At 63.2% G+C, this 21,789-nt stretch carries 20 protein-coding genes; 7 read left to right on the top strand and 13 right to left on the bottom strand.

Annotation, left to right across the window (positions count from 1 at the left end):
* The first annotated feature begins 125 nt into the window (after window positions 1-125).
* The 7 genes from IAG25_RS06715 (at window position 126) to IAG25_RS06685 (ending at window position 8,354) form a co-directional block, all read left to right on the top strand.
* Complete coding sequence (locus IAG25_RS06715; RefSeq protein ID WP_187604154.1) at window positions 126-2,735, top strand: PAS domain-containing hybrid sensor histidine kinase/response regulator; 2,610 nt, start codon at window positions 126-128, stop codon at window positions 2,733-2,735.
* Between the two features lie 48 nt (window positions 2,736-2,783).
* Window positions 2,784-3,371, top strand: a complete 588-nt coding sequence (locus tag IAG25_RS06710) for a peroxidase-related enzyme (RefSeq protein ID WP_187604153.1) — start codon at window positions 2,784-2,786, stop codon at window positions 3,369-3,371.
* A gap of 6 nt (window positions 3,372-3,377) precedes the next feature.
* On the top strand, window positions 3,378-4,271 hold the full coding sequence (locus IAG25_RS06705; RefSeq protein WP_187604152.1) for a LysR substrate-binding domain-containing protein: 894 nt from the start codon (window positions 3,378-3,380) through the stop codon (window positions 4,269-4,271).
* A gap of 93 nt (window positions 4,272-4,364) precedes the next feature.
* Window positions 4,365-5,114, top strand: coding sequence for an SDR family NAD(P)-dependent oxidoreductase (locus IAG25_RS06700; RefSeq protein ID WP_187604151.1), 750 nt, complete (start codon window positions 4,365-4,367; stop codon window positions 5,112-5,114).
* A 56-nt stretch (window positions 5,115-5,170) separates the two neighbouring features.
* A complete protein-coding gene (locus IAG25_RS06695; protein WP_187604150.1) occupies window positions 5,171-6,505 on the top strand; it encodes an MFS transporter in 1,335 nt (444 codons plus the stop codon).
* Window positions 6,506-6,531: 26 nt separating this feature from the next.
* The gene (locus IAG25_RS06690; protein ID WP_187604149.1) at window positions 6,532-7,374 is read left to right on the top strand and encodes a transketolase; all 843 of its coding nucleotides are present in this window, start codon (window positions 6,532-6,534) and stop codon (window positions 7,372-7,374) included.
* On the top strand, window positions 7,371-8,354 hold the full coding sequence (locus tag IAG25_RS06685; RefSeq protein ID WP_187604148.1) for a transketolase family protein: 984 nt from the start codon (window positions 7,371-7,373) through the stop codon (window positions 8,352-8,354). The genes IAG25_RS06690 and IAG25_RS06685 overlap by 4 nt, the downstream gene beginning before the upstream one ends.
* Before the next feature lie 42 nt (window positions 8,355-8,396).
* On the opposite strand, the gene IAG25_RS06680 is transcribed toward IAG25_RS06685, so the two are convergent.
* The 13 genes from IAG25_RS06680 to IAG25_RS06620 form a co-directional block, all read right to left on the bottom strand.
* The gene (locus tag IAG25_RS06680; protein ID WP_187604147.1) at window positions 8,397-8,978 is read right to left on the bottom strand and encodes a DUF2894 domain-containing protein; all 582 of its coding nucleotides are present in this window, start codon (window positions 8,976-8,978) and stop codon (window positions 8,397-8,399) included.
* Window positions 8,971-9,618 carry an OmpA family protein gene (locus IAG25_RS06675; RefSeq protein WP_187604146.1) on the bottom strand — a complete coding sequence of 216 codons (648 nt, stop codon included), beginning with the start codon at window positions 9,616-9,618 and terminating at the stop codon, window positions 8,971-8,973. The genes IAG25_RS06680 and IAG25_RS06675 overlap by 8 nt, the downstream gene beginning before the upstream one ends.
* Window positions 9,615-11,861 carry a DUF802 domain-containing protein gene (locus IAG25_RS06670; protein WP_187604145.1) on the bottom strand — a complete coding sequence of 749 codons (2,247 nt, stop codon included), beginning with the start codon at window positions 11,859-11,861 and terminating at the stop codon, window positions 9,615-9,617. Before IAG25_RS06670 ends, IAG25_RS06675 begins: the two co-directional genes overlap by 4 nt.
* Window positions 11,862-11,871: 10 nt before the next feature.
* A complete protein-coding gene (locus tag IAG25_RS06665; RefSeq protein ID WP_187604144.1) occupies window positions 11,872-12,567 on the bottom strand; it encodes a DUF3348 domain-containing protein in 696 nt (231 codons plus the stop codon).
* A gap of 99 nt (window positions 12,568-12,666) precedes the next feature.
* Window positions 12,667-13,752, bottom strand: coding sequence for a linear amide C-N hydrolase (locus tag IAG25_RS06660; RefSeq protein ID WP_187604143.1), 1,086 nt, complete (start codon window positions 13,750-13,752; stop codon window positions 12,667-12,669).
* A 254-nt stretch (window positions 13,753-14,006) separates the two neighbouring features.
* Window positions 14,007-15,476, bottom strand: coding sequence for an alkaline phosphatase family protein (locus IAG25_RS06655; RefSeq protein ID WP_187604142.1), 1,470 nt, complete (start codon window positions 15,474-15,476; stop codon window positions 14,007-14,009).
* A 144-nt stretch (window positions 15,477-15,620) separates the two neighbouring features.
* A complete protein-coding gene (locus tag IAG25_RS06650) occupies window positions 15,621-15,992 on the bottom strand; it encodes a GFA family protein (RefSeq protein WP_187604141.1) in 372 nt (123 codons plus the stop codon).
* 29 nt (window positions 15,993-16,021) lie between these two features.
* Window positions 16,022-16,414: a tautomerase family protein gene (locus IAG25_RS06645; protein ID WP_187604140.1), complete on the bottom strand. Its 393-nt coding sequence runs from the start codon at window positions 16,412-16,414 to the stop codon at window positions 16,022-16,024.
* A 108-nt stretch (window positions 16,415-16,522) separates the two neighbouring features.
* Window positions 16,523-17,689, bottom strand: a complete 1,167-nt coding sequence (locus tag IAG25_RS06640; protein ID WP_187604139.1) for an ABC transporter permease — start codon at window positions 17,687-17,689, stop codon at window positions 16,523-16,525.
* Window positions 17,690-17,698: 9 nt separating this feature from the next.
* On the bottom strand, window positions 17,699-18,853 hold the full coding sequence (locus IAG25_RS06635) for an ABC transporter permease (protein WP_187604138.1): 1,155 nt from the start codon (window positions 18,851-18,853) through the stop codon (window positions 17,699-17,701).
* A gap of 6 nt (window positions 18,854-18,859) precedes the next feature.
* Window positions 18,860-19,552, bottom strand: coding sequence for an ABC transporter ATP-binding protein (locus tag IAG25_RS06630; protein ID WP_187604137.1), 693 nt, complete (start codon window positions 19,550-19,552; stop codon window positions 18,860-18,862).
* Between the two features lies 1 nt (window position 19,553).
* On the bottom strand, window positions 19,554-20,708 hold the full coding sequence (locus IAG25_RS06625; protein ID WP_255503556.1) for an efflux RND transporter periplasmic adaptor subunit: 1,155 nt from the start codon (window positions 20,706-20,708) through the stop codon (window positions 19,554-19,556).
* A 193-nt stretch (window positions 20,709-20,901) separates the two neighbouring features.
* Entirely contained in the window at window positions 20,902-21,774 is an 873-nt protein-coding gene (locus tag IAG25_RS06620; RefSeq protein WP_187604135.1) for an isocitrate lyase/PEP mutase family protein, read from the bottom strand.
* Between the last annotated feature and the right edge of the window lie 15 nt (window positions 21,775-21,789).

Raw genomic sequence — 21,789 nt, 5'->3', positions numbered from 1 at the left:
TGCTAACCGTGACGCCGGCGCGCGGCGTTCCGGATTGCTTTTGTTGTATGGTATCCCTAAGCTATCGCAGCGTTCGATGCCGCGCCCGGCGACGCGTCTCGCCGGAATAAGGAAGCAAGACGCCCATGCACGATCCTGCTCATTTTCTGCCGTCGTTCGTGTGGCGCGCGACGCGAGACGGGGTGATCCAGTACGCCAATCCGTGGGCGTGCCGTTATCTCGGCATTCCATTTCCGGAACTGGTCGGACGGCACTGGAATGCTTTTGTCCACGCCGACGACATTCCTCCGGTCCTCGACGCACTGCGGCAAATGCGCGACGGCACGCTGCTGCGCAACGCCGATGTGCGTCTTCTGCGTAACGATGGCGCATTTCGCTGGCACACGCTGCATCTTCAGGCGCGCCGCGACGAGGAAGGACAGATCAGCGATACGGTCGGCGTCGCGATCGACATCCATGAATGCCGTCACGCCTGGGCGCTGTACGAAGCAAGCGAGCGGCGGCTTCAGGCCGCATTCGCGGGCGCGCGCATGGGCGCATGGGAATGGGACATGAAGACGCGCGTCGTGCGCATGACCGCGCAACTCGCCGCGCTCTACTCTTTTCCGCCCGGCACCGAATCGGTTCTGCTTGCGGAAGTGTGGGACCGCGTCGCCCCTGAATATCGCGAGCTGTTTCAGCGCGAACTGACCGAAGCGTTGCGTGAAGGCGGACCATTCGAGTTCGACTTCGTGCTCGATGGCGATCAGGGCCAGCGACGCTGGCTGCGCATGCGCGGACATCCCGAGTTCGACCGTCACGGCGTGCTCGCGCGCGTCTACGGCGTGAGCTTCGACATCAGCGCGCAACGTGCCGACGAGGAACGCCTGAGCCTCTCGGAGCGGCGCTATCGCGCACTCGTCGAAACGACGGGCGCGCTCGTCTGGTCCGCCGATGCAAACGGCGAGATCCGGCCTTCGGGCGGCGAATGGGAACAGTTCACGGGCACCTCGCCGGACGTGCTGTCGGGCTGGGGCTGGCTCGACTATATCCATCCGGACGATCGCGAACGCACGCATCAGGCATGGCTCGAAGCATTGCGCGAAGGCGCCGCGCGCACGCTCACCTTTCGCATGTACCGGCGCGATGGCGTCTATCGCATGGTGCAGGCGCATGCCGCGCCGCTCTACGACGAGAAGGGCAACCTGCAGGAATGGTTCGGCACCACGACCGACGTCACGCCGCGCTATGAAGCGCAGGCCGCGATCGAAGCCCGCAGCCTGCGTCTCACGGTGGCGATGCAGGCCGCGAAGATCCATATCGCATCGCTCGAACTCGCGACGTGGACGCTCTTTCTCGAAACCGGCGGCGAGCGCCAGATCACCGAAACGCTCAGCTACGACGCGGCACTCGCACGCGTGCATCCCGACGACAGCGCGACGCTCGATCGCTATATGCGCAGCATCGCGGCCGGCGAAAACCCCGAAGGCCACTTCGAGTTTCGCGTGCGCAATCTGCACGGCGAACAATGGATGCAAGGCAGCGCGCTGCTTCAGCGCAGCAAGGACGGCGAGCCGCTTCGCATTATCGGTAGCGTAATCGATATCACCGAGCGCAAGCACATGGAGCTGATGCTGCGCGAGGCGGGACGCCGCAAGGACGAGTTTCTCGCGATGCTCGCGCATGAGCTGCGCAATCCGCTTGCGCCGTTGCGCACGGCGATCGCGCTATTGCAGAAGGATCAGGATGGCGACGCGCATCTGCGCGATCTGATCGACCTGATGCGCAGGCAGGTCGAGCATATGACGCGCATCGTCGACGACCTGCTCGAAGTCTCGCGCATCACGCAGGGACGCATCGCGCTGCAACTCGAACCGATTCTTGTCGGCACGGCCGTGTATCACGCGGTCGAGGCGATCGCGGGCATGGTCGAGTCGCGCTCGCAGACCATTCACGTCGATGTGTCCGATGCCACCACCTGGGTCTGCGGCGATCCCACGCGGCTCTCGCAGATCCTCGTCAACGTGCTCAACAACGCGAGCAAGTACACGCCCGAGCAAGGGCGCATCACCGTGAGCGTGCAGGCCGATGACGGATGGGTATCGATCATCATCGCCGATACGGGCACCGGCATTTCGGCCGACCTCCTGCCGAAAGTGTTCGAGCTGTTCTCGCAAGGCGAGCGCACGCTCGACCGTTCGAACGGCGGCCTCGGCATCGGACTGTCGCTCGTCAAGAAGCTCGTCGAGATGCATAAAGGCACGATCACCGTGCAAAGCCCCGGACCGGGTCTGGGCACGACCGTCACGGTGCGGCTGCCGCGTTTGCATCATCACGAAAGACATTCGGCGCTCGCGCTCTCGGAGACGAGCATGCGCGAGACGCGTGCTGCGCTGCGCATTCTCGTCGTCGACGATAACCGCGATGCCGCCGACTCTCTCGCGATGCTGTGCGAATCGGAGGGACATGTCGCGCGTGTCGCGTATTCGTCGGCGGAAGCATTGGAAGCCGCGCCGAAGTTGCAACCCGATGTGGCGCTGCTCGATATCGGCCTGCCCGACATCGACGGCTACGAGCTCGCGCGACGCCTGCGCCGCAAGGGCGACACGACGCCTTTGCTGATCGCGATCACGGGTTATGGACAGGCGGAAGACCGCTTGCGCGCGCAATCGGCGGGCTTCGATTATCACTTCGTGAAGCCGGTGAATGTCGAGAGCCTGCTGAAGCTGCTGTTGTCGCTGACCGTCACGCGTTGAAGGGCGCCGCTCTACAATGGGCGTTCGATCAACGCCTTCGAGGACGTCATGACGTCAAAGCCCATCAGCCGCTATCCCGTTCCCGATCCGCAAGACTGGCCCGACGATATCCGCGCGCGCATTCTCGAGGTCCAGGAGAAAGCGGGCTTCGTGCCGAACGTGTTCCTCACGCTCGCTCATCGGCCCGACGAGTTCCGCGCGTTCTTCGCCTATCACGATGCGCTGATGCTGAAGGACGGCGGTCTCAGCAAGGGCGAGCGCGAGATGATCGTCGTCGCGACGAGCGCGGTGAACGATTGCCTCTATTGCGTCGTCGCGCACGGTGCGATTCTGCGCATCTATGAAAAGAGCCCGCTCGTCGCGGATCAGGTCGCGGTGAATCATCGCAAGGCGGATATCACGCCGCGTCAGAAGGCCATGCTCGATTTCGCGCTGAAGGTATGCCGCGCGTCGGGCACCGTGGACGACGCCGATTTCGCCGCCTTGCATGCGCATGGTTTCAGCGATGAAGACGCATGGGATATCGCGGCGATCACGGCGTTCTTCGGCTTGTCGAATCGCATGGCGAACGTGATTTCGATGCGCCCCAACGATGAATTCTTTCTGATGGGGCGTGTGCCGAAAGAGCCGAAATAAGAAGCCATGCGCCTCCCTCCGCTTAAGTCCATCATCGCGTTCGAGAGCGTCGCGCGAACGAAGAGCGTGAACCGCGCCGCCGACGAACTCGGCCTCACGCCCTCCGCCGTCAGCCACCAGCTCGCGAATCTGGAGAACATCGTCGGGCGTCCGCTGTTCACGCGTCTGGGCCGTGGCCTCGTGCTCACGCCGACCGGCTCGCAATATCTCTCGGATGTCACCGGCGCGCTCGCCGAGCTGAACCGCGCAACCGAGCGTGCGTCGAGCGAGACATCGGTCGAGATATTGCGGATTCATTCGAGCCCGAGCTTCGGTCTGATGTGGCTGCTGCCGCGTCTCGCCGCGTTTCAGGAAGCCAACGGCGACATCCAGATGAATCTCGCGTGCTCGTATGAGGACGTGTCGTTCACCTCGGGTTATTACGATATCGACGTGCGTCACGGCTATGCGCACTGGACCGATGTCGAAGTGAAGACGCTGCGTCATGAGACCATCGCGCCGCTCGCGTCGCGCACGTATCTCGAACGCTTTCCGGTTTCTTCGCCCGACGATCTGCTCGACCGTCGCCTGATCTTTTCCGAATCGCCGCTCGTGCAGTGGCAGCAGTGGTTCGGCAAATTCGGCGTCGCGACGAAGCGCAAGGCGTTCGATTTCGCTTTCGATCGCTCGTACATGTCGCTCGAAGCGGCGGCGCTCGGTCACGGCATCGCGCTGGAGAGCACGATGCTCGCGTCGAATCATCTCGAACGCGGCTCGCTCGTCCCCGTGTTCGGCAAGGAATACGCCGTCGAAGTCGGCGCGCATCATCTGGTTTACCCGAGCCAGAACGCCGGATTGCCGCGCGTGGCCAAGTTCCTGCTGTGGATGGATCAGCAAATCGAGCGTCGCGCCAATACCTGAAAATTTCTCAGCAATAGTTGAATCAAACTGCGTTGATCGTCAGGTCAAAGGCGCGGAAACTGCGCCTACACCAGACAACCAACGGAGACAGCGATGTTGCTCGACAAGCAGGTAGTGATCGTCACGGGCGCGGCTTCGGCGCGCGGAATCGGCAAGGCGACGGCGAAGGCGCTCGCGGCACAGGGCGCGCGCATCGTCGTGCTGGACCTGAAGGAAGCGGACGCGCAAAGCGCCGCGAACGATCTGGGCGATGGCCATCTCGGCCTCGCCTGCGATGTCACCGACAAGGCCGCGTGCGTCGCCGCCGCCAGTGCGACGATCGACAAGTACGGGCGCATCGACGTGCTCATCAACAACGCGGGCATCACGCAGCCGATCAAGACGCTGGAGATCGGCGCGGATAACTTCGATGCCGTCATCGGCGTGAATCTGCTCGGTACGCTTTATATGTCGCAGGCCGTGATTCCGCAAATGAAGAAGCAGAAGAGCGGCAGCATCGTGTGCATGTCGTCGGTGTCGGCGCAACGTGGCGGCGGCATCTTCGGCGGACCGCATTACAGCGCGGCGAAGGCCGGCGTGCTGGGTCTTGCAAAGGCGATGGCGCGCGAATTCGGCGGCGACGGCATCCGCGTGAATTCGATCACGCCAGGCCTGATTCAAACCGATATCACCGGCGGCAAGCTCACGCCCGAGATGCGCGCGGACATCATCAAGGGCATTCCGCTCGCGCGTCTCGGCGATGCGGCGGATATCGCCAATGCATGCCTCTTTCTTGCAAGCGATATGTCGTCGTATCTCACCGGCGTGACGCTCGATGTGAACGGCGGCATGTTGATTCACTGATCGCACATAACGGCGCACCCGGATAACCGGGGCGTCAAACATGGCTGGAGACATCTATGAAATCCAAACTGGCCGCATCGTCGGCAACGGCTGCATTCGCGTCATCCGATGATGCGAGCACGAGCAGCTTCGAGGCGAAGACCTATGCCAAGGTCGGACGTCGCCTGATCCCCTTTCTGATGCTGTGTTATCTCGGCGCGTATCTTGACCGCGTGAATGTGGGCTTCGCCAAGCTGCAGATGCTCAACGATCTGCGCTTTTCCGAAACCATCTACGGCATCGGCGCGGGTATTTTCTTTCTCGGGTACTTTCTGTTCGAAGTGCCCAGCAACGTCATCCTGCATAAAGTAGGCGCGCGCAACTGGCTCGCGCGCATCATGCTGACGTGGGCCGTGATCTCCGCGAGCTTCGTCTTCGTCAAATCGCCGACGACCTTCTATGTCCTGCGCTTTCTGCTCGGCGTCGCCGAAGCGGGTTTCGCGCCCGGCGTGATTCTCTATCTCACGTACTGGTTCCCCGCCGCACGACGCGCCAAGGCGCTCTCGCTTTTCTTCATGGCGATTCCGCTCGCCGGCATCGTCGGCGGTCCGCTCTCGGGCTACATCATGCATGCGTTCCAGGGTATGCACGGGCTCGCCGGATGGAAGTGGCTCTTCATGCTCGAAGCGCTGCCCTCGCTCTTCCTCGGCATCGCGATCCTGTTCTATCTCGACAACGGCATCGCCGGCGCGAAGTGGCTCACCGACGAAGAGAAGGCCCTGCTCAAGCGCAATGTCGAAAAGGACAACGCGCAAACCGTGAAGCATGTATCGATCCGCGCGTTCATCGGCGATCGTCGTCTGTGGCTGATGGCCGCGATCTACTTCTGCGTCGTGATGGGTCAATACGGCCTGACGTTCTGGCTGCCGACGATCATCCGCCGCACAGGTGTAGCGGACCCGCTGTGGGTCGGCATTCTCACCGCGATTCCGTATCTCTGCGCGATCATCGCGCTGCCGCTGATCGGTGCGAGCGCCGACAAGCGCCGCGAACGCCGCCTGCATCTCGCCATTCCGATGCTCGTATCCGCAGCCGGTTTCGCCACCTTGCCGATGCTCGGCAGCGTGGGTGCGTCGATCGTCTGCGTGAGCATCGCGGCGGCCGGCATTCTCGCATCGTCGTCGCAATTCTGGTCGCTGCCCACCGCGGTGCTCGGCGGCATGTCGGCGGCGGCGGGCATCGCCGCGGTCAACTGCTTCGCCAATCTCGCGGGCTTCTTCTCGCCTGCGATCGTCGGCTGGCTCAACGACTTCACCGGCAAATCGACAGCGGGCCTGATCTTTATTTCGATCGCAATCGTGCTGGGCGCAGTGCTCGTGTTCTTCGTACCCGCCAAGACCGTCAATCGCTGAAACCAGTTCAATCAAGGAGACAACACATGAGTACTCCCGTCATCGAGGAAGTCACGCTCGCCGAGCGTGCCTACCGTATCCGCCGCAATGCCCTGCTGATGGGCGAAGTGCAGGGCCAGGGCTATATCGGCCAGGCGCTCGATATCGCCGATGTGCTGGCCGTCGCTTACTTCGGCGCGATGAACTACCGTCCGGAAGACCCCGACTGGGAAGAACGCGACCGCTTCCTGCTCTCGAACGGCCACTATGCGATCGCGCTGTACGCCGCGCTTTTCGAAGCGGGCATCCTGCCGCAGGAAGAACTCGAAACCTACGGCAGCGACGACAGCCGTCTGCCGATGTCCGGCATGGCGAGCTACACGCCGGGCATGGAGATGTCGGGCGGATCGCTCGGGCAAGGACTCACGATTGCAGTAGGCCGTTGTCTCGGCCTGAAGCGCAAGGGCTCGAAGTCCTTCGTCTACACGCTCTTTTCCGATGGCGAACTCGACGAAGGTTCCGTCTGGGAAGGCCTCATGTCCGCAGCGCACTGGAAGCTCGACAACCTCATCGCGATGGTCGATGTGAATAACCAGCAAGCCGATGGCCCTTCGACGCAGATCATGGCGTTCGAGCCGCTCGTCGAAAAGCTCGAAGCGTTCGGCTGGTACGTGCAACGCATCGACGGCAACGATATCGACGCCGTGAAGCAGGCCTTCGACAACGCGCGCAACTTGAAGGACGCGAAGCCGCGCATCATCGTGTGCGATACGAAGATGGGCTGTGGCGTGCCGTTCCTCGAACAACGCGAGAAAAACCATTTCATCCGCGTCGATGCCCATGAATGGCAACTGGCGCTTCAAGCACTCGAAGCAGGGAGACAAGCATGAGCACCCGTCTGAAAACTTCCGCGATGATCGCGTCGATTGCAAGCGAAGGACAGCTCACGCGTTCCGCGCCCTTCGGTCATGCGCTCGTCGAACTGGCGCGTTCGAAACCGAACGTCATCGGCATGACGGCCGATCTCGGCAAATACACCGACCTGCATATCTTCGGAAAGGAGTTTCCCGAACGCTATTACCAGATGGGCATGGCCGAGCAATTGCTGATGGGCGCGGCGTCGGGCTTCGCGCATGAAGGCGCGCAGCCGTTCGTCACGACCTATGCGGTGTTCGCGACGCGCCGTGCTTACGACTTCATCCATCAGACGATCGCGGAAGACAATCTCGACGTGAAGATCGTCGCCGCGCTGCCGGGTTTGACGACTGGTTACGGCCCGAGCCACCAAGCCGCCGAAGACCTCGCGCTGATGCGCGCGATGCCGAACATGACCGTGATCGATCCGTGCGATGCGCTCGATATCGAGCAGATGGTGCCCGCCATCGCTGCACATAAAGGCCCGGTGTATGCGCGTCTGTTGCGCGGCAACGTGCCCGCCGTGCTCGACGAATACGATTACCAGTTCGAATTGGGCAAGGCGAAGCTTCTTCGCGATGGCCGCGATGTGCTCGTCATCTCGTCCGGCATCATGACGATGCGCGCGCTCGAAACCGCCAAGGCATTGCAGGCCGATAGCGTCGATGTGGCGGTGCTTCACGTGCCGACGATCAAGCCGCTCGATACCGAGACGATCATCCGCGAGGCGAAGCGTTCGGGCCGTCTCGTGGTGGTGGCCGAAAACCACACGACGATCGGCGGACTGGGCGAAGCGGTGGCGACTGCCCTGCTGACCGCCGGCGTCACGCCGACATATCGTCAGATCGCGCTGCCCGATGCGTTCCTCGATGCGGGCGCGCTGCCGACTCTGCACGATCGCTATGGCATTTCGACCAATGTGATGTCGAGCACCATCAAAGGTTGGCTCGCGTAATACGTCTGCGCCGCGCGGTTCGATGAATCGCGCGGCCCTCTGTCACTTCTTCTTGCGCCCGCTTTTCTTCGCGCCCGCCGCATCTTTCGCGACGACCACGCCCGGACCATTCATCGCTTCGATCCACGAGAGTGCATCGGCGTAAGCGAGGAATTGCTGGAAATAGCCCGGCGATACTTCGCGCATGAGCGACAACGCACGATGCACGAGACTGCTCGAATTGAGCGGTCCCGCATTCCTCGGCACTTGCGCGAGCGAATCGCGCAACTGCTTTTCCGCGCTGACTTTCGACCACACCGCGCGGAAGTATTCGAGCAACTCCGCATGCGATGTCGTGTGTGCCGATGACGAATTCGCGATGTCTTCGACGAGCGTGGCAAGCGGTCCGCGTTCTTCGTCGTTCTGAAATGCGGCGCGCTGCGACGCGGCACCTTCGATATCGCTTCGATAAAGATCGAGCAACTGCGCGACGCGCGCATCGAGCATGCGACGCGCTTCACCGTCGTAAGCAGCCGCGCGTTTGTCGAGCGCATCGATGAGATGAAAGCGCACGGGATTCGCACGATCGTCGCCATTCGCGCGCCATGCGTCGAGCGTCGCGCGTGCAGGCGCCGCGTTATTCATGCGCCTTCACCGCGCCATCCGATGACCGCGGCACAGCGGAAATCTCCACGCGACGATTCTTCGCGCGCCCGATTTCATCGGCGTTGGAACTCACGGGCTGCTCGGAACCGAACGCGGCTGCGAACACCGACGACGACGGCACGCCCGCATCGATCAACGCGCGCGTGACAGTCAACGCGCGTTTCGCGGAGAGCTCCCAGTTGTCCGCGAAGCGCCGGTTGCCTTCGTGCACCTGCTGATCGTCGGCGAAACCGCTCACCATGAGAATCTCCTCATGCGCGTGCAAATACGACGCAAGCGGCCCGGCGAGGCTCTTCAGCACATCGCGGCCCTGCGGCTGCAACTGATCGGAATTGAGCGCGAAGAGTACGCTGCCGCTGATGCCGATGCGCCCGTTCACGAGCGTCACGCGTCCCGACGCGAGCGGCCCCGCGAGCGCCTGTTCCAGCGTCTTGCGGCGCTGCGTTTCTTCCTGACGATGCTTCACTTCTTCGTCGAGCTTGTTCTCGAGTTGCAACTGCACGCCGATCACACCGACGAGTATCAGCACGAACGCGCCCAGCAGCACCGACATCAAGTCGGCGAACGCAGCCCAGATCGGCGCGGCGTGTTCCGCGCCGCCGTCGATTTCCTCGTTCATGCCGCCCGCGCTCCGGCCACGCGCTGACCCGCGATATGCTGCAAGTCCTCGACGATCTGCTTCTGCGACATCATGCTGAGATCAATCACTTCCTTCGCCTGAGCGACGTAATACGCGAGTTGCTCGTCGCTGCGTGCGAGCGACTTGTCGAGCGCGGTTTCGATCCGTTCGAGATGCGCGACGAGCTTGTCGTTCGATGCGCCGAAGGACTGCACGGCTGCACCGAACGCGTCGGACAGGCTCGCCATTTCGACGGCGCTCGTCGTCACTTGCGCGGCCATCGCGCCGAGCTTGCCGGCTTCGGTTTCGACGGTGCCCGTGAACTGTGCGCCGACGCGTTGCAGCAGCGTCGCCGATGTATCCACCAGTGCGTCGATCGCGGCGCGTTGCTCGTTCGATGCGTGATTCACGGCATCGAGCAGTGTTTCGACCGTGGCGAGCAGACGGCTGCGTTCGTCGAGCATCGCTGTGTCGCGGACCATCGAATCGGAGAGCTTCTGACGCATTTCGGCGACGACTTCAGCGGCCGCCTTCGGTGCTTCCGACGCCGCCTGAACAAGACGCTCGATCTCCGCGATGGTCGCGCTCGCGTGCGCCTGCGATTGCGCGGACATGTCGTGCGCGGTCTGCGCGAGCGCGTCGCAAATGTCCTTCTGACGATCCGCCGCCACCGCGCTCGTCTGCTGCCATTGCTCGCGCAACGAGACGGCGATCGTGTCGAGCGTACCGCTCCATGTCGCAAGACGCTCTTGCGCGTGTTGTGCGAGTTCTACGCGCAGATCGGCATGCGATCGATCGACCGATTGCACGAGCGATGCCGCATGTCGTTCGAAGCTGGCGGCCGCGGTCGTCAATGCGTTCTGGTTCTGCGCGGCGCTTTGCTCGCTGGCGCGCGCGTGCTGTGCGAGCGCATCGCTCCATGTTTGCGACATGTTGCCCGTAGCGGTTTCGAGGCGCGCGGAAACATCGTCGATCAGACCGGTAGAACGCGCTTCGAAGGTCTGCGCAAATTGCGCCATCGATGCGTCCATGCGTGCGACGAGCGCATCGCTCGATTGCTCGTGCTTCGCGACCGACGCTTCCAGTCCGCCCGACACGCGGTCCATGTGCGCGGACACGCCTTCGACGAGATGCGTCGCGCGCTCATCGAACGCTTGTGTGAAGCGATCGAGCGATACGCCCATCTCGCCCACGAGCGCCGCGCTCGATTGCGCGTGCTTCGAGAGCGACTCGCTCCAGATCTCCGCGACCTTCGCCGACGATGCCTGGAAGCCGCTCGACAAGCCTTCCAGTTGACGCGCGACCGCGTGCTCGACGCTGCCGTGCAAGGCGGTGACTTCGCGCGCGATGCCGTCCATCGTCGCCTGCATGACGGGCTGCAATGCGGCGCTCGCGGCACGCGCGCTGTCGGCGACGCTCTGCTTCAGCGACAGTTCCACCGATGTCGCGAGCCGCCTATACGACGTCTCCGCTTTCGCATGAAACGCATCCTGACCGGCGATCTGGCGTTCGCTCGCCGCGAGGCTTTGCTGCTCGATTGCGATGGTCATCGACTGAAGACGATCGACGAGCTTCGGCATCAGTTCGGTCTGAAGCTGCAGCAGTTTGAACGTCTCCTCGCGCTGATGCGCCTGCGTGAAAGCGCGCAGCGTCGTCGCGATCTTCACGTCGAGTTGCTGCGTGACATGCAGGCGCTCGCTGCGGCATAGCGCGGACAACAGGCCGAGCATCGCGGAGGTCGCGACACCCGCGATCGACGTGCCGAACGCAAAGCCGAGGCCCGTCACCGGCGCGGAAAGCGACGCGCGGATCGCCGTGAGATCCGATGCGCTTTGCAACGCGGTGCCGGTGCCGCGCAATGTCGCGACCATGCCGAGCAGCGTGCCGAGCATGCCGAGCAACACGAGCAGGCCGACGAGATACGGCGCGAGCACGGGACCGGGCAACGCCGCGCGCTCACCCTCGACGCGCAGACGCACCGCATTGCGCAGACTCGGATGCAGGCTGTCGAGCCACACGGCGAAGCTGCGCGGCGCGGTTGCCAGTTGCGCGACGGCCTGTGCGAGCGAGTCGGTGATCTGTTGATAGCGGCGCAATTCCGCCGCGCCCGCGAGATAGCATCCGGCGATCACGAGCGTGACGGCGAACGCGATCGCATTCGATGCGACATACGCGATGCCGATGCCCAGCACCGCGGCGAGGCCAATCGAGAAGACAACGATGTTCAAAAGATTTCGGGGCATAGCGAGCCAGTTAGCGGGGGCGAAGAGCCGCGAGCAAGCCTTCGATCGGTTGAAAACGAACATCCAGTTCGGCGAGCAGCACGCTTTGCAGATCCTTGCGAAACACGTCGAGCCACGCGTTGGCCGCCGATGTTTCCACCGCAGCGTGGGCGCTTTTCAGGCGCTCGAAATGCTTGCCGAGCAAGGTGGGGACGCTTGCGAGCAGACTGCGTTCGCGCGCGCTCAGAGCCTGTTCCATGACGGCATCGACGACGGCGAGCCGCGCCATGTCCGGCGATCGCGCCGCGAGCATCGATCTCAAACGCGTGCGCAGCGCGCCGATGTCGGATTCCATCGACTGTTGCAGCGACACATAGCGCTGGCGAAAATCCGCGTAATCGGCCGGCGGATCGTCCGGCGACGGCTTTACGTGCGCGCGATGCCTGCGGCGCGCGGCCGCTTCCTCGCGTGCGAACGCGCCGGCGAGCGAGGACCGCACGCGCGCGCACTCTTCCTCCACGTCGCGGGGCGCGGATCGCGCGCCGGACATGGCGGGCGGATCGGTCGCGAGCGCGGTGGACAGCGCGATCGCATCGGTCCAGCCGAGCCATTGACTCAGGCGGTCCGCGAGCGATTGAGCGGGTTCGTGAACTTCGAGATCGGCAAAATGTGCCAGCAGCCGAACGAGCGCCGGGCCGCTGAATGCCGTGCGTTTCAAGCCTTGCACAGTATCACCGGGGGCAAAAAGGACACTATTTTACCTGTGCGGGCGAAGTCGCTGCCCCGTTTCTTGTCGATTCGATGCAACGCGGCTGCAAACGCCGCGTCAGGGCGCCTTCGCGGGCATGAACGCGAACGGCTGCGCGGCGACGAAGCTGGCCGCCGTCTCGCCCGAGAAAACCTGGCCCGCGTCGATGGTCAGCTTCATCACCGGCGCGCCGGGATTCAGGTTGAGTTTTTTCAGCGAAACCCAGAACGTATCGGGCCGCGTCGCGGAATCGAAGTAATAGATCAGGTTCTGCTGGTCCGATACGGTGCGCCATATCGTCGATGAAAGATTGGGCTGCTCCGGCGTGCTGATGCCGAGCGGCACGCTCACGGAACGCATCACGCTCATCACGCTCGCCACCGCCTGAAACGCGTACGACTTCTGCGGCACGCCCGCCATGTAGTTCGGATCGGCCTGCTTCGGAATCGCATCGAGCAGGAAGGATGCGCGCACGAAACGGTCGGCCGCGCGGTTCGTGCCCGGCAGGAAGCCCAGACCGCCGACGCTCTTCCAGTAGGTATCGATGGCAAGCTGTTCGTCGTAGATCGGCGAGTTGGTCATCACCTTGTACTTCTTGCCCTGATGGATGAGAAGCTTGCCATTGATGTATTCGAAGATGGCCGAATCGCCGCGCGCATCCGATAGCGAGAGATGTATCGTCAGCGGCTTGCCGTTGGGCAGCGGCGGCGCGATGATCTGGAACGGCTCACGCGAAAGCACATACACCGCCTGCCCGACGGTCGCGAAGTTATCGAGCGCATATTGCGCCCACAGACTGATCGACATCGGATCGCGCTTCGGGTCCGGCTTGCCGTAATCGGTTTCCGCGAGATAGAGCGCATTGGCGACGAGCCCGCGTTCGTTCATGCCATCCACCGTGCCGATCTCGTAACCCGACACCACCACGCTGCCGTACTTCGATTTCCATTTGATCGATCGCGGCCCGGCGTTGCCATCGCGCTCGATGCCCGCGGGCATCACCCAGAGATTCGAGCGCATGTCCTCGGACCAGTCCATCGTGCGGCCTGTGATCACGAGACCTTTGTCGCCGACATAAAGTGCACGCGTGCACGCAAGCGCGAGCGATGTCGAGAGCAATGCCAGCGCGGCGAGGCACGCGATCTTTCGAGTCAGACGGGTCATGGCCGTGTTCCCTCTGTCGTAGGTCGAAGAGCGGGTCTCGTCCTTTCTTGGGCGGTGACAGGAATATCGGAATCCAGCGGCTTTGTAAAGGCGCACGCGACGCGACAGGCTCATCGCGAGCCTGCTTGACTACGAGCTTGAATTCACCTAAAGAAATTCAGTCCATTTCTCGTTCAAGAATTGGTTTTCCGATCGTTGCGGATAACGCCGTATTCGGCGGCTATCAGTGTCGATGCCGCTGCCAGCGCTTCGCTTCATTCCGAAGGAAATCCCAGCGTCGTCGCTTTGGTGCGCAAGTCGGCGAAGCGGCCGCCCGGCGTCGGCGTCTGCGATGCGCCCTCCGCGGCTTTCGCCGTCTGCGATTTATCGACGGTGCCGATGCCCGTTCCGGTGGCCGGCGTGTTCGAACAAGCGAGGCCGAACGGCCCTTGCGCCACCGTGAGCGCCGGCGCGTCGGTGCGCGGCGCGTCGCTCAGATCGAGCGCGTAGGCCATGTTGAACGTGGTCGGATCGCTGCCGCGCGCGCCCAGCGGATCGAGCCCGAAGCGCCACGCGAGCAGTTGATGAATCGAGCTCGGATCGAACGGATAACGCGCCACATTGTTCGCGCGCACGCGCGGCCCGAGCAGCATGCAGGGCACGCGAAAGCCGAGGCGGCCATCGTTGCCGAGTTTCTGTTCCGTCGACGACAGCGACCTGACCGGCGGCGCGACATGCTCGAAGAACCCGCCCCACTCGTCATAGACGACGATCATGAGCGTCGTGCTCCAGTTCGGACTCGTGCGCAGCGCTTCGTAGATTTGCCCGAGCAGCGCCTGGCCGTTGCGCACATCGGCATGCGGATGATCGTCGTTCGAAGTGCCGTTCGCCTCGCCGCCGAAGCTCGGATCGACCATGCAGAACGACGGCAGATTGCCCCCGGTCGCATCGGAAAGGAAGTCCGCAAAGAGCTTCGAGCGGCCGACATAACGCGTTCCGTAGAGCGCCGTGAACGGCACGTCGTGGAAGTAGTACTTCGACGACACGTTCTTCGCGTCGAGCCGGTCCCAGATCGTCGATAGCGACGACGTGTCGAGCGTGTCGCTCAGACGGTCCGTCTCGCCGCTATGCAGATAGACGCGGTTCGGAAACGTATCGGCGAGAATGCCGCTCATGTAATAGTCGCAGACGGTGTACTGCGACACCGCCTGTCGATAGAAGTCGAGATCGCTGCCCGTGAAGTAACCGATCGGCAGCAGATCGCCGCGCGTCTTGTTCGTGTCGGGCGTGAGCAGGAAGCCGTTCATCGCGCCGTTCGCGAGATGCGTGCGGCCCGCGTCGTATTCGTGATCGGGGTCCGCGAACTGGCAGCTCTGAAAGCCGAAGGCCGGGTTGGCGGACAACGAAAACGTCGGGTGCGCCTCGCCGAATGCATCGGTGAACTGCGTGCCGGCCTGCACGCCTTCGACGCCCGGCACCCAGCCGAGCATGTGATCGAAGGAGCGGTTCTCCATCGTCACGAGCACGATGTGATCGATGCCCGATGTCGCCGGCGCGGGCAACGCGGGACGCGGCAGGTTAGCGCGATCCGGCGGAATGTTGCCGATGGGACTCGTCGGCGTGATGGTGCCGGAGTTGTCGTCGCTGCCACCGCCGCCGCATGCGGACAGCATGGCTGTGCCGGCGAGCGCGGCGAGCAGGCGGCGGCGTACCGCGTCGGGTTGGTTCGAGGGTTTCTGAGCCATGACGGCGCACCATGTGAGTGTTTTTATCGAACGCCGTTCGTTTGCAAACCCGGTTGCGCATCGGGACATCGAACGCGAACGGCTTGTGGGTGCCGGGGTTTAGCACATGGCGTTCCCGGCGCCCTCACTCACATGGCCGCGCCGTTATGGTTTTCCGACTACCGAGTGGCTCGCGCCGTTCGCGACGGGCGCGTCGAGCGAATAGGCATCGACGCCATCGATGCAGCCGAGGTTCACGCGCCAGTGGTCGGGATTCGAGCGCGTCTGATGGAATGTATAAATTCCACAGTGCTTGCAGAAGAAGTGCCTGGCGACTTGCGTATTGAACTGATAGAGCGCGAGTTCGCTTTCGCCTGAAAGGATGCGCAGCTTGTCCCTCGTGAACGGCGGCGACATCACCGCGCCGCGCCGCCGGCAAAAGCTGCAGTTGCAGCGCACGGCCGGCTCGGGTGGCGTCTCAACTTCGAAGGTCACCGCGCCGCAATGGCACGCGCCTTTGAGGGTCGTCGGAGTCATCGTTGCTGTGTCTCCCTTACGGTTTCCGTTCAGGCCGCGTCCTCCACGTACTGCGCGAGTCCGCGTCCGAACGACCAGTCCTCGCGTCGATTCGGCGCGAGCACGATCAGCACGTCCTCGGGGCGCAAGCCGGGCGATGTCGCGAGCTTCGTGGCCAGCGTCTTGTAGAACGCCTTCTTGGTCGGCGTGTCGCGCCAGTCGCTCGCGGTGATGTGGATGAACACGAGGTCGTCGCTGCGTTCGACGCCGAGATATCCGGGATCGTAGATGAAGTCGTCGCGGTCGTGTTCCTGAATCAACTGGAAGCGGTCGTCGGCGGGGACCTTGAACGCTTCGACGAGCGCTTCGTGGACGCTGTTCGAGATCGCGCGGATATGGTCGCGCGGCTTGCCTTTCACGAGCGAGATTCTGACGAGCGGCATGAGGGTTCTCCTTTCGGATCGAAAGCGATGAATAATGCATTCACTCTACGCCGCACTATGAATGCTGAAAATTCAATAGTTCTGCATCGACCGTTCGGGGAAACCGGATCATCGCGCCCGCAAGGCGTCGACGATGTTCATCCGCGAGGCCCGCATTGCCGGCAGGAAGCCGCCGACCAGTCCCATCACGAGCGAGAACCCGAGCGTCTTCGCGATGACCGAAGGCGTGAGAATGAATCGAAACGACAAATCCGCGAAGGTCTGGAAATTGGTCGTCGAGAACGAAGCGAACTGCATCAGCGCCGCGCAGCACAGTCCCGCGACACCGCCGACGAATCCGAGCAGCAACGCTTCGAGCAGGAACGCGCCGAGCACATCGAAGCGCTTGAACCCGAGCGCGCGCAAGGTGCCGATCTCCGCGACGCGATTTGCCACCGACGCGTACATCGTGATCATCGCGCCGATCATCGCGGCGATGGAAAAGATGATCGACAGCGTGAAGCCGAGAATATTGATGAACGTCGATAGCGCCTTCGACTGATCGCCGTAGAAAATCCGTTCGCGCTTCGCTTCGTCGGCGAGACGCGGGTCCACGTCGATATCGGCTCTGAAGCGCTCGAACGCGTCGCTGCGCGCGAGCCGCACGACCATCGACGAAAAGCTCGTGCGCCGGAACGATTGCATCAACTGATCGACATCGCCCCAGATTTCCGAATCGAAGCCGCTGCCGCCCGCATCGAAATGACCGACGACGGTCCAGTCGCGCTGCGCGAAACGCAGATGATCGCCGATACGCGTGCCGCCGAATCCCTTCGCGATGCTGCTCCCGACGATAATCTCCGACGACCCGCGCCTGAACATGCGCCCCGCCGTGAGCTGCACTTGCGGACGCAGTTGCACGCCCATCGGCGAGACGCCGCGAATCACGACGTTCGCGGGCGTGTTCGTGCCGAGCTTGGTGAGGGAGATCAGCACCACGGTTTCCTTCGATGCGAGCGGCGCGCCATCGCCGTTCATCGCGACCGAAGGATGCATCGCCATCACGTTGGCCTGATTGCGGTCGATCGCGCTCTGTATCTCCGTCTCCGCGCCCTTGCGGATCACGACGACGTTGTCCGCTTCGCCGGTCGAGACGAGCGTCTTCTTGAGGCCCGCATCGAGCATCAGCACGGTCGCGAACACGAACACGACGAGCGCGAGGCCGCCCGCGGTCAGCATCGTCGTGAGACGGCGCGCCCAGAGATTGCGTGCGACGTAGGAAACGGGAATGGCCATCGCGCGTCCTCAGCCGATCGCCCGCAGGCCTTCGACGATGCGCACGCGGCTCGCCTGCACCGCCGGCACGATCGCCGCCGCCATCGCCACCACGAACGCGCACGCGGCCTGCAAGAGCATGGTCTCGTGCGACACCATGAAGACCGGGAACACGCCGCCCGTCGCGTGCTTGAAGACTTCGGCCATCGGCGGCGTCGCCAGAATGCCGATGCCGCCGCCGATCGCGCAGATCGCCATCGATTCGCCGAACACGAGCATCGAGAGAAAGCCCGCGCCGAAGCCGAGCGCCTTCAGCGTCGCATATTCGGTGGTGCGTTCGCGCGCGCTCATGGCCATGGCGTTCGCCATCACGGCCATGATGATGAGGATGACCACGTAGGACACGACGCGTATCGCCGCGATGATCTGATTGGACATCGCGACGAAGCCGAGCTGAAACGCCTGTTCCGTTTCGGTGAGCGTTTCGGCGAGCGAGTTCTTGAAGACGTTGTCGATGTTGCGCGAGACGACGGCGGCGTCGTCGGGGTCCTTGATGCCGACCACATACACGCCGACCTGATCGACGGTGCGTTTGGTCGTCTTGCGGATCGTCTCGTTCAGATAGTCGTAGTGAAAGATCAGTTGCCGCGTGATGGTCGATTCATCGCGTCCTTCCATGATCCCGCGCACGACGAAGTCCCACGTGCCCGGATAGATCGTGCCCTTGAGCGGAATGACGTCGCCGACCTTGAAGCCGTATTGATCCGCGAGTTGCCGGCCGATGAGCGCGCCCTTGCGATCGCGCTGATAATCGGCGCGTTGCTGGTCCGGCACGATGAACTCCGGATAGAGATCGAGATAGTTGTCCGACACCGCGAACTGCGCGAAGAAGTTCTTCGGATCGCGATAGACGCCGCCGAACCAGTTCGAGCGCGCGACGAGCGTCACGCCATCGACGCCGCGAATACGGTTCTCGTATGCGAGCGGCAAGGGAAACACGAGCGAGATCGCATTGCGCGTGACGAGCCGCGCGTTCGACGCCGCCGCCGCGCCCGCGTACCAGGCATCGACGACCGTATGCAGCAGGCCGTAGGCAAGCACCGCGATGGTGAGGCCGAGCACCGTCAGCGTGGTGCGCAGTTTGTGCCGCAGCGCGTTGCGCAGGATCAGCTTGAGCACGAACATGATGGTTCAGGGCCTGGTTCCATCGATCAGCTCGCCTTTCTCCAGATGCACGAGCGCCTTCGCCGCGCCCGCCGCGTGAGCATCGTGCGTCACCATGATAATCGTCTTGCCGAGCTTGTCGTTCAGGCGTTGCAGCATCGTGAGGACATCGGCGGCGGAGTTGCGGTCGAGGTCGCCGGTCGGCTCGTCGGCGACGATCAGCTTCGGGTCCGTGATCAGCGCCCGCGCAATCGCGACGCGCTGCTGCTGCCCCCCCGACAGCTCCGACGGATAGTGGCTCATGCGGTCGGCCATGTTGACCATGTCGAGCACCATCGCGACGCGCTCGCGCCGTTCGTGGCGCGTGAGGCGCGTCAGCATCAGCGGCAATTCGACGTTCTCGAATGCGGACAGCACCGGCATCAGGTTATAGAACTGGAAGATGAAGCCGACGTTCGCCGCGCGCCAGTTGGCGAGCGCGGCTTCGGGCAGGCGCGTGATATCGAGCCCGCCGACGAGCAGCTCGCCGCTGTCGGGCCGGTCGATGCCCGCGATCAGGTTGAGCAGCGTGCTCTTGCCCGAACCCGACGGCCCCATCAACGCGACGAAATTCCCTTCCGCGATGGATAACGTGATGTCGGTCAGCACCGGCACCGTCTGCACGCCGCGCCGATACGACTTTGCGACGTGGCTGATCTGAACGAGAGGCGTCGTGCTCACGCTATTTCTTCGCCAGCGTGACTTTCGCGCCGTCCTTGATCTTGTCGCCGGGCGCGAGCACGAGCACGTCGCCTGGCTTCACGCCCTGCACGGCCAACAGATCGCCGATGCGCTCGCCCGTCGTCACGGGCACTTCGCGCGCGGTGTCGTGCTCGACGGCGTAGACCACCTTCTTGCCGTCGCGCGTGACGACCGCCGTTGGCTGTACCGCGACGACCGCCTTCTTCTCTTCGGGCGGCACGGGCTTCGACAGGAACGCGACCTTCGCGGACATCTCGGGCAGCACGCGCGCGTCGCGATCGACGAAACGCACTTTCACGAGCACGGTGGCCTTGGAGCGATCGACCGTCGGCACGATGCGCGACACGCGGCCCGCGAAGCGCACGTCGGGCAGCGCGTCGAGCTGGATCTCGCACGGCTGTTCGACGGCGATGCGCGAGATGTTCGACTCGGCGACATCGGCTTCGACTTCGAGCGTTTTCATGTCGGCGATGGTGACGACCGCGCCCTTGCTATCCGACGCCGACGAGAACGGCGTGATGTTGTCGCCGACGTTCGCGTGTTTCTCCAGCACGACGCCGTCGAAGGGCGCGCGGATCACGGTCTGATCGACGGCCACTTGCGCGGCCTGCGCGTTGGCTTGCGCCGACGCGATCGCGGCTTCGTCGCTGTTGATGGACGCGTTGGCCTTGTCGAAGCGGGCGAGCGCCGCGTCGTACTGCGTCGCCGGAATCGCGCCTTGCGGGGCGAGAATCCTGTAGCGCCTGAGATCCACTTCCGCGTTCTTCAGCTCGGCGCGCTGGAGCTCCAGATTGGCCCGCGCGACCTTGACCTGCGCCTGCGCCTGCAAGAGCGACGCGGCCACGTCATTGCTTTCCAGCCGCGCGATGATCTGGCCTTCCTTCACCGGCGTGCCCTCCAGCACGCCGAGCCATTCGACGCGCCCCTGCCCCTTCGACGCCACCGCCGCCTTGCGCTGCGGCACGACATAGCCGGTAGCGTTCAGAAGCGTATAGCTCTGCGACGGGTAGACGGACGTGACAGTGGCGGTCTCGACAGCCTGCGGGCCAGCGAGACGAAACGCCACGGCGATGAGCGCAACGAGGATCGCCGCGATGACCACATAGCGAAGCCAGTTGCGCCGGCGTCGCGGCATCGCGGCGGACGGTCCCCGGTCGATTTTGAGTTTTTCTAGGTCGTGTTCAGCCAATTTATTGACGTGCGCCGCCGGATGGCCCGGCGGATCGGGATGCGGTGGAGGGATGGTCAGTATAGCGCCGACGCTTGCTGCGCTTACGAAGTCTTTACTTGACTATCGACACCCTCTCACGCGACGACACATCGCGTCCTTAACGGCCGCCGAAGCGCTTTTCGACATCCACCGCTTTATCGAGCCCGACGAAGCGGTTGTACTCGTCGAACGGCGTCAGACGATCGGCGATGGCATCCGTCGAACCTTCCCGCATGAACACCTCAAGCATGTCCTTCACAGCCTTGTGCATCGCGAGCATCGGCTCGATCGGGCTCAACGTGTAATCGAAGCCCATCTCGTAGGCCTCTTTCATCGACACATAAGGACTCTTTCCGGTGCGTGCCTGATTGAAGAGAATCGGCTTGCCGAGCGGCTTCAAACGGCGCGTGAGTTCGCGCATATGCTCGATGCTTTCGGGCGCGTCGGCATAGAGCCCGTCCGCGCCCGCTTGCGCATAGGCTTCGAGCCGCGCGATAGCGTCCTCGATGCCCGTGACCGCGATCGCATCCGTGCGCGCCACGATAAAGAAATCCGGATCTCGCCGCGCTTCGATCATCGCGCGCAGCTTGAGCACCATCTCTTCCTTCGACACGAGTTGCTTGCCCGCATAGTGCCCGCACTTCTTCGGCAGCGCCTGATCTTCCAGATGCAGCACCGATGCGCCCGCTTCTTCCCAGAGACGCATCGTGCGCTGCACGTCGAGAATGCCGCCGTAGCCCGTGTCAGCATCCGCGAAGATCGGCACCGAGGTCACGCGGCATATGCGGCGAATGTGCTCGAACATTTCCGTCTGCGACAGCACGCCGACATCGGGCTGTCCCGCGACGACACCCGACGCGACGAAGCCCGATACATAGATGGACTTCGCGCCGGCCTGCTCGGCGAGCATCGCGGTGATGGCGTCATGCGCGCCCATGCAAACGAATGGACCTTCCTTGAACAACTCGCGAAAGCGTGCGGAACGGGTCAAGATGAGTCTCCGGAA

It is taken from the genome of Caballeronia sp. EK, from assembly GCF_014384845.1.
GTDB lineage: Bacteria > Pseudomonadota > Gammaproteobacteria > Burkholderiales > Burkholderiaceae > Caballeronia > Caballeronia jiangsuensis.
Note: the sequence above shows the minus strand (reverse complement) of the source record. Positions and strands in the feature narration are given on the sequence as shown.

Bases quoted from the DNA above. Each gene is read 5' to 3' on its own strand.
- IAG25_RS06670 (WP_187604145.1), bottom strand. From the start codon at position 11,861: ATGCCCCGAAATCTTTTGAACATCGTTGTCTTCTCGATTGGCCTCGCC.
- IAG25_RS06635 (WP_187604138.1), bottom strand. From the start codon at position 18,853: ATGTTCGTGCTCAAGCTGATCCTGCGCAACGCGCTGCGGCACAAACTG.
- IAG25_RS06625 (WP_255503556.1), bottom strand. From the start codon at position 20,708: ATGCCGCGACGCCGGCGCAACTGGCTTCGCTATGTGGTCATCGCGGCG.
- IAG25_RS06645 (WP_187604140.1), bottom strand. From the start codon at position 16,414: ATGCCGCTCGTCAGAATCTCGCTCGTGAAAGGCAAGCCGCGCGACCAT.
- IAG25_RS06700 (WP_187604151.1), top strand. From the start codon at position 4,365: ATGTTGCTCGACAAGCAGGTAGTGATCGTCACGGGCGCGGCTTCGGCG.
- IAG25_RS06710 (WP_187604153.1), top strand. From the start codon at position 2,784: ATGACGTCAAAGCCCATCAGCCGCTATCCCGTTCCCGATCCGCAAGAC.
- IAG25_RS06675 (WP_187604146.1), bottom strand. From the start codon at position 9,618: ATGAACGAGGAAATCGACGGCGGCGCGGAACACGCCGCGCCGATCTGG.
- IAG25_RS06640 (WP_187604139.1), bottom strand. From the start codon at position 17,689: ATGGCCATTCCCGTTTCCTACGTCGCACGCAATCTCTGGGCGCGCCGT.
- IAG25_RS06690 (WP_187604149.1), top strand. From the start codon at position 6,532: ATGAGTACTCCCGTCATCGAGGAAGTCACGCTCGCCGAGCGTGCCTAC.
- IAG25_RS06695 (WP_187604150.1), top strand. From the start codon at position 5,171: ATGAAATCCAAACTGGCCGCATCGTCGGCAACGGCTGCATTCGCGTCA.
- IAG25_RS06680 (WP_187604147.1), bottom strand. From the start codon at position 8,978: ATGAATAACGCGGCGCCTGCACGCGCGACGCTCGACGCATGGCGCGCG.
- IAG25_RS06685 (WP_187604148.1), top strand. From the start codon at position 7,371: ATGAGCACCCGTCTGAAAACTTCCGCGATGATCGCGTCGATTGCAAGC.
- IAG25_RS06715 (WP_187604154.1), top strand. From the start codon at position 126: ATGCACGATCCTGCTCATTTTCTGCCGTCGTTCGTGTGGCGCGCGACG.
- IAG25_RS06705 (WP_187604152.1), top strand. From the start codon at position 3,378: ATGCGCCTCCCTCCGCTTAAGTCCATCATCGCGTTCGAGAGCGTCGCG.
- IAG25_RS06660 (WP_187604143.1), bottom strand. From the start codon at position 13,752: ATGACCCGTCTGACTCGAAAGATCGCGTGCCTCGCCGCGCTGGCATTG.
- IAG25_RS06650 (WP_187604141.1), bottom strand. From the start codon at position 15,992: ATGACTCCGACGACCCTCAAAGGCGCGTGCCATTGCGGCGCGGTGACC.
- IAG25_RS06655 (WP_187604142.1), bottom strand. From the start codon at position 15,476: ATGGCTCAGAAACCCTCGAACCAACCCGACGCGGTACGCCGCCGCCTG.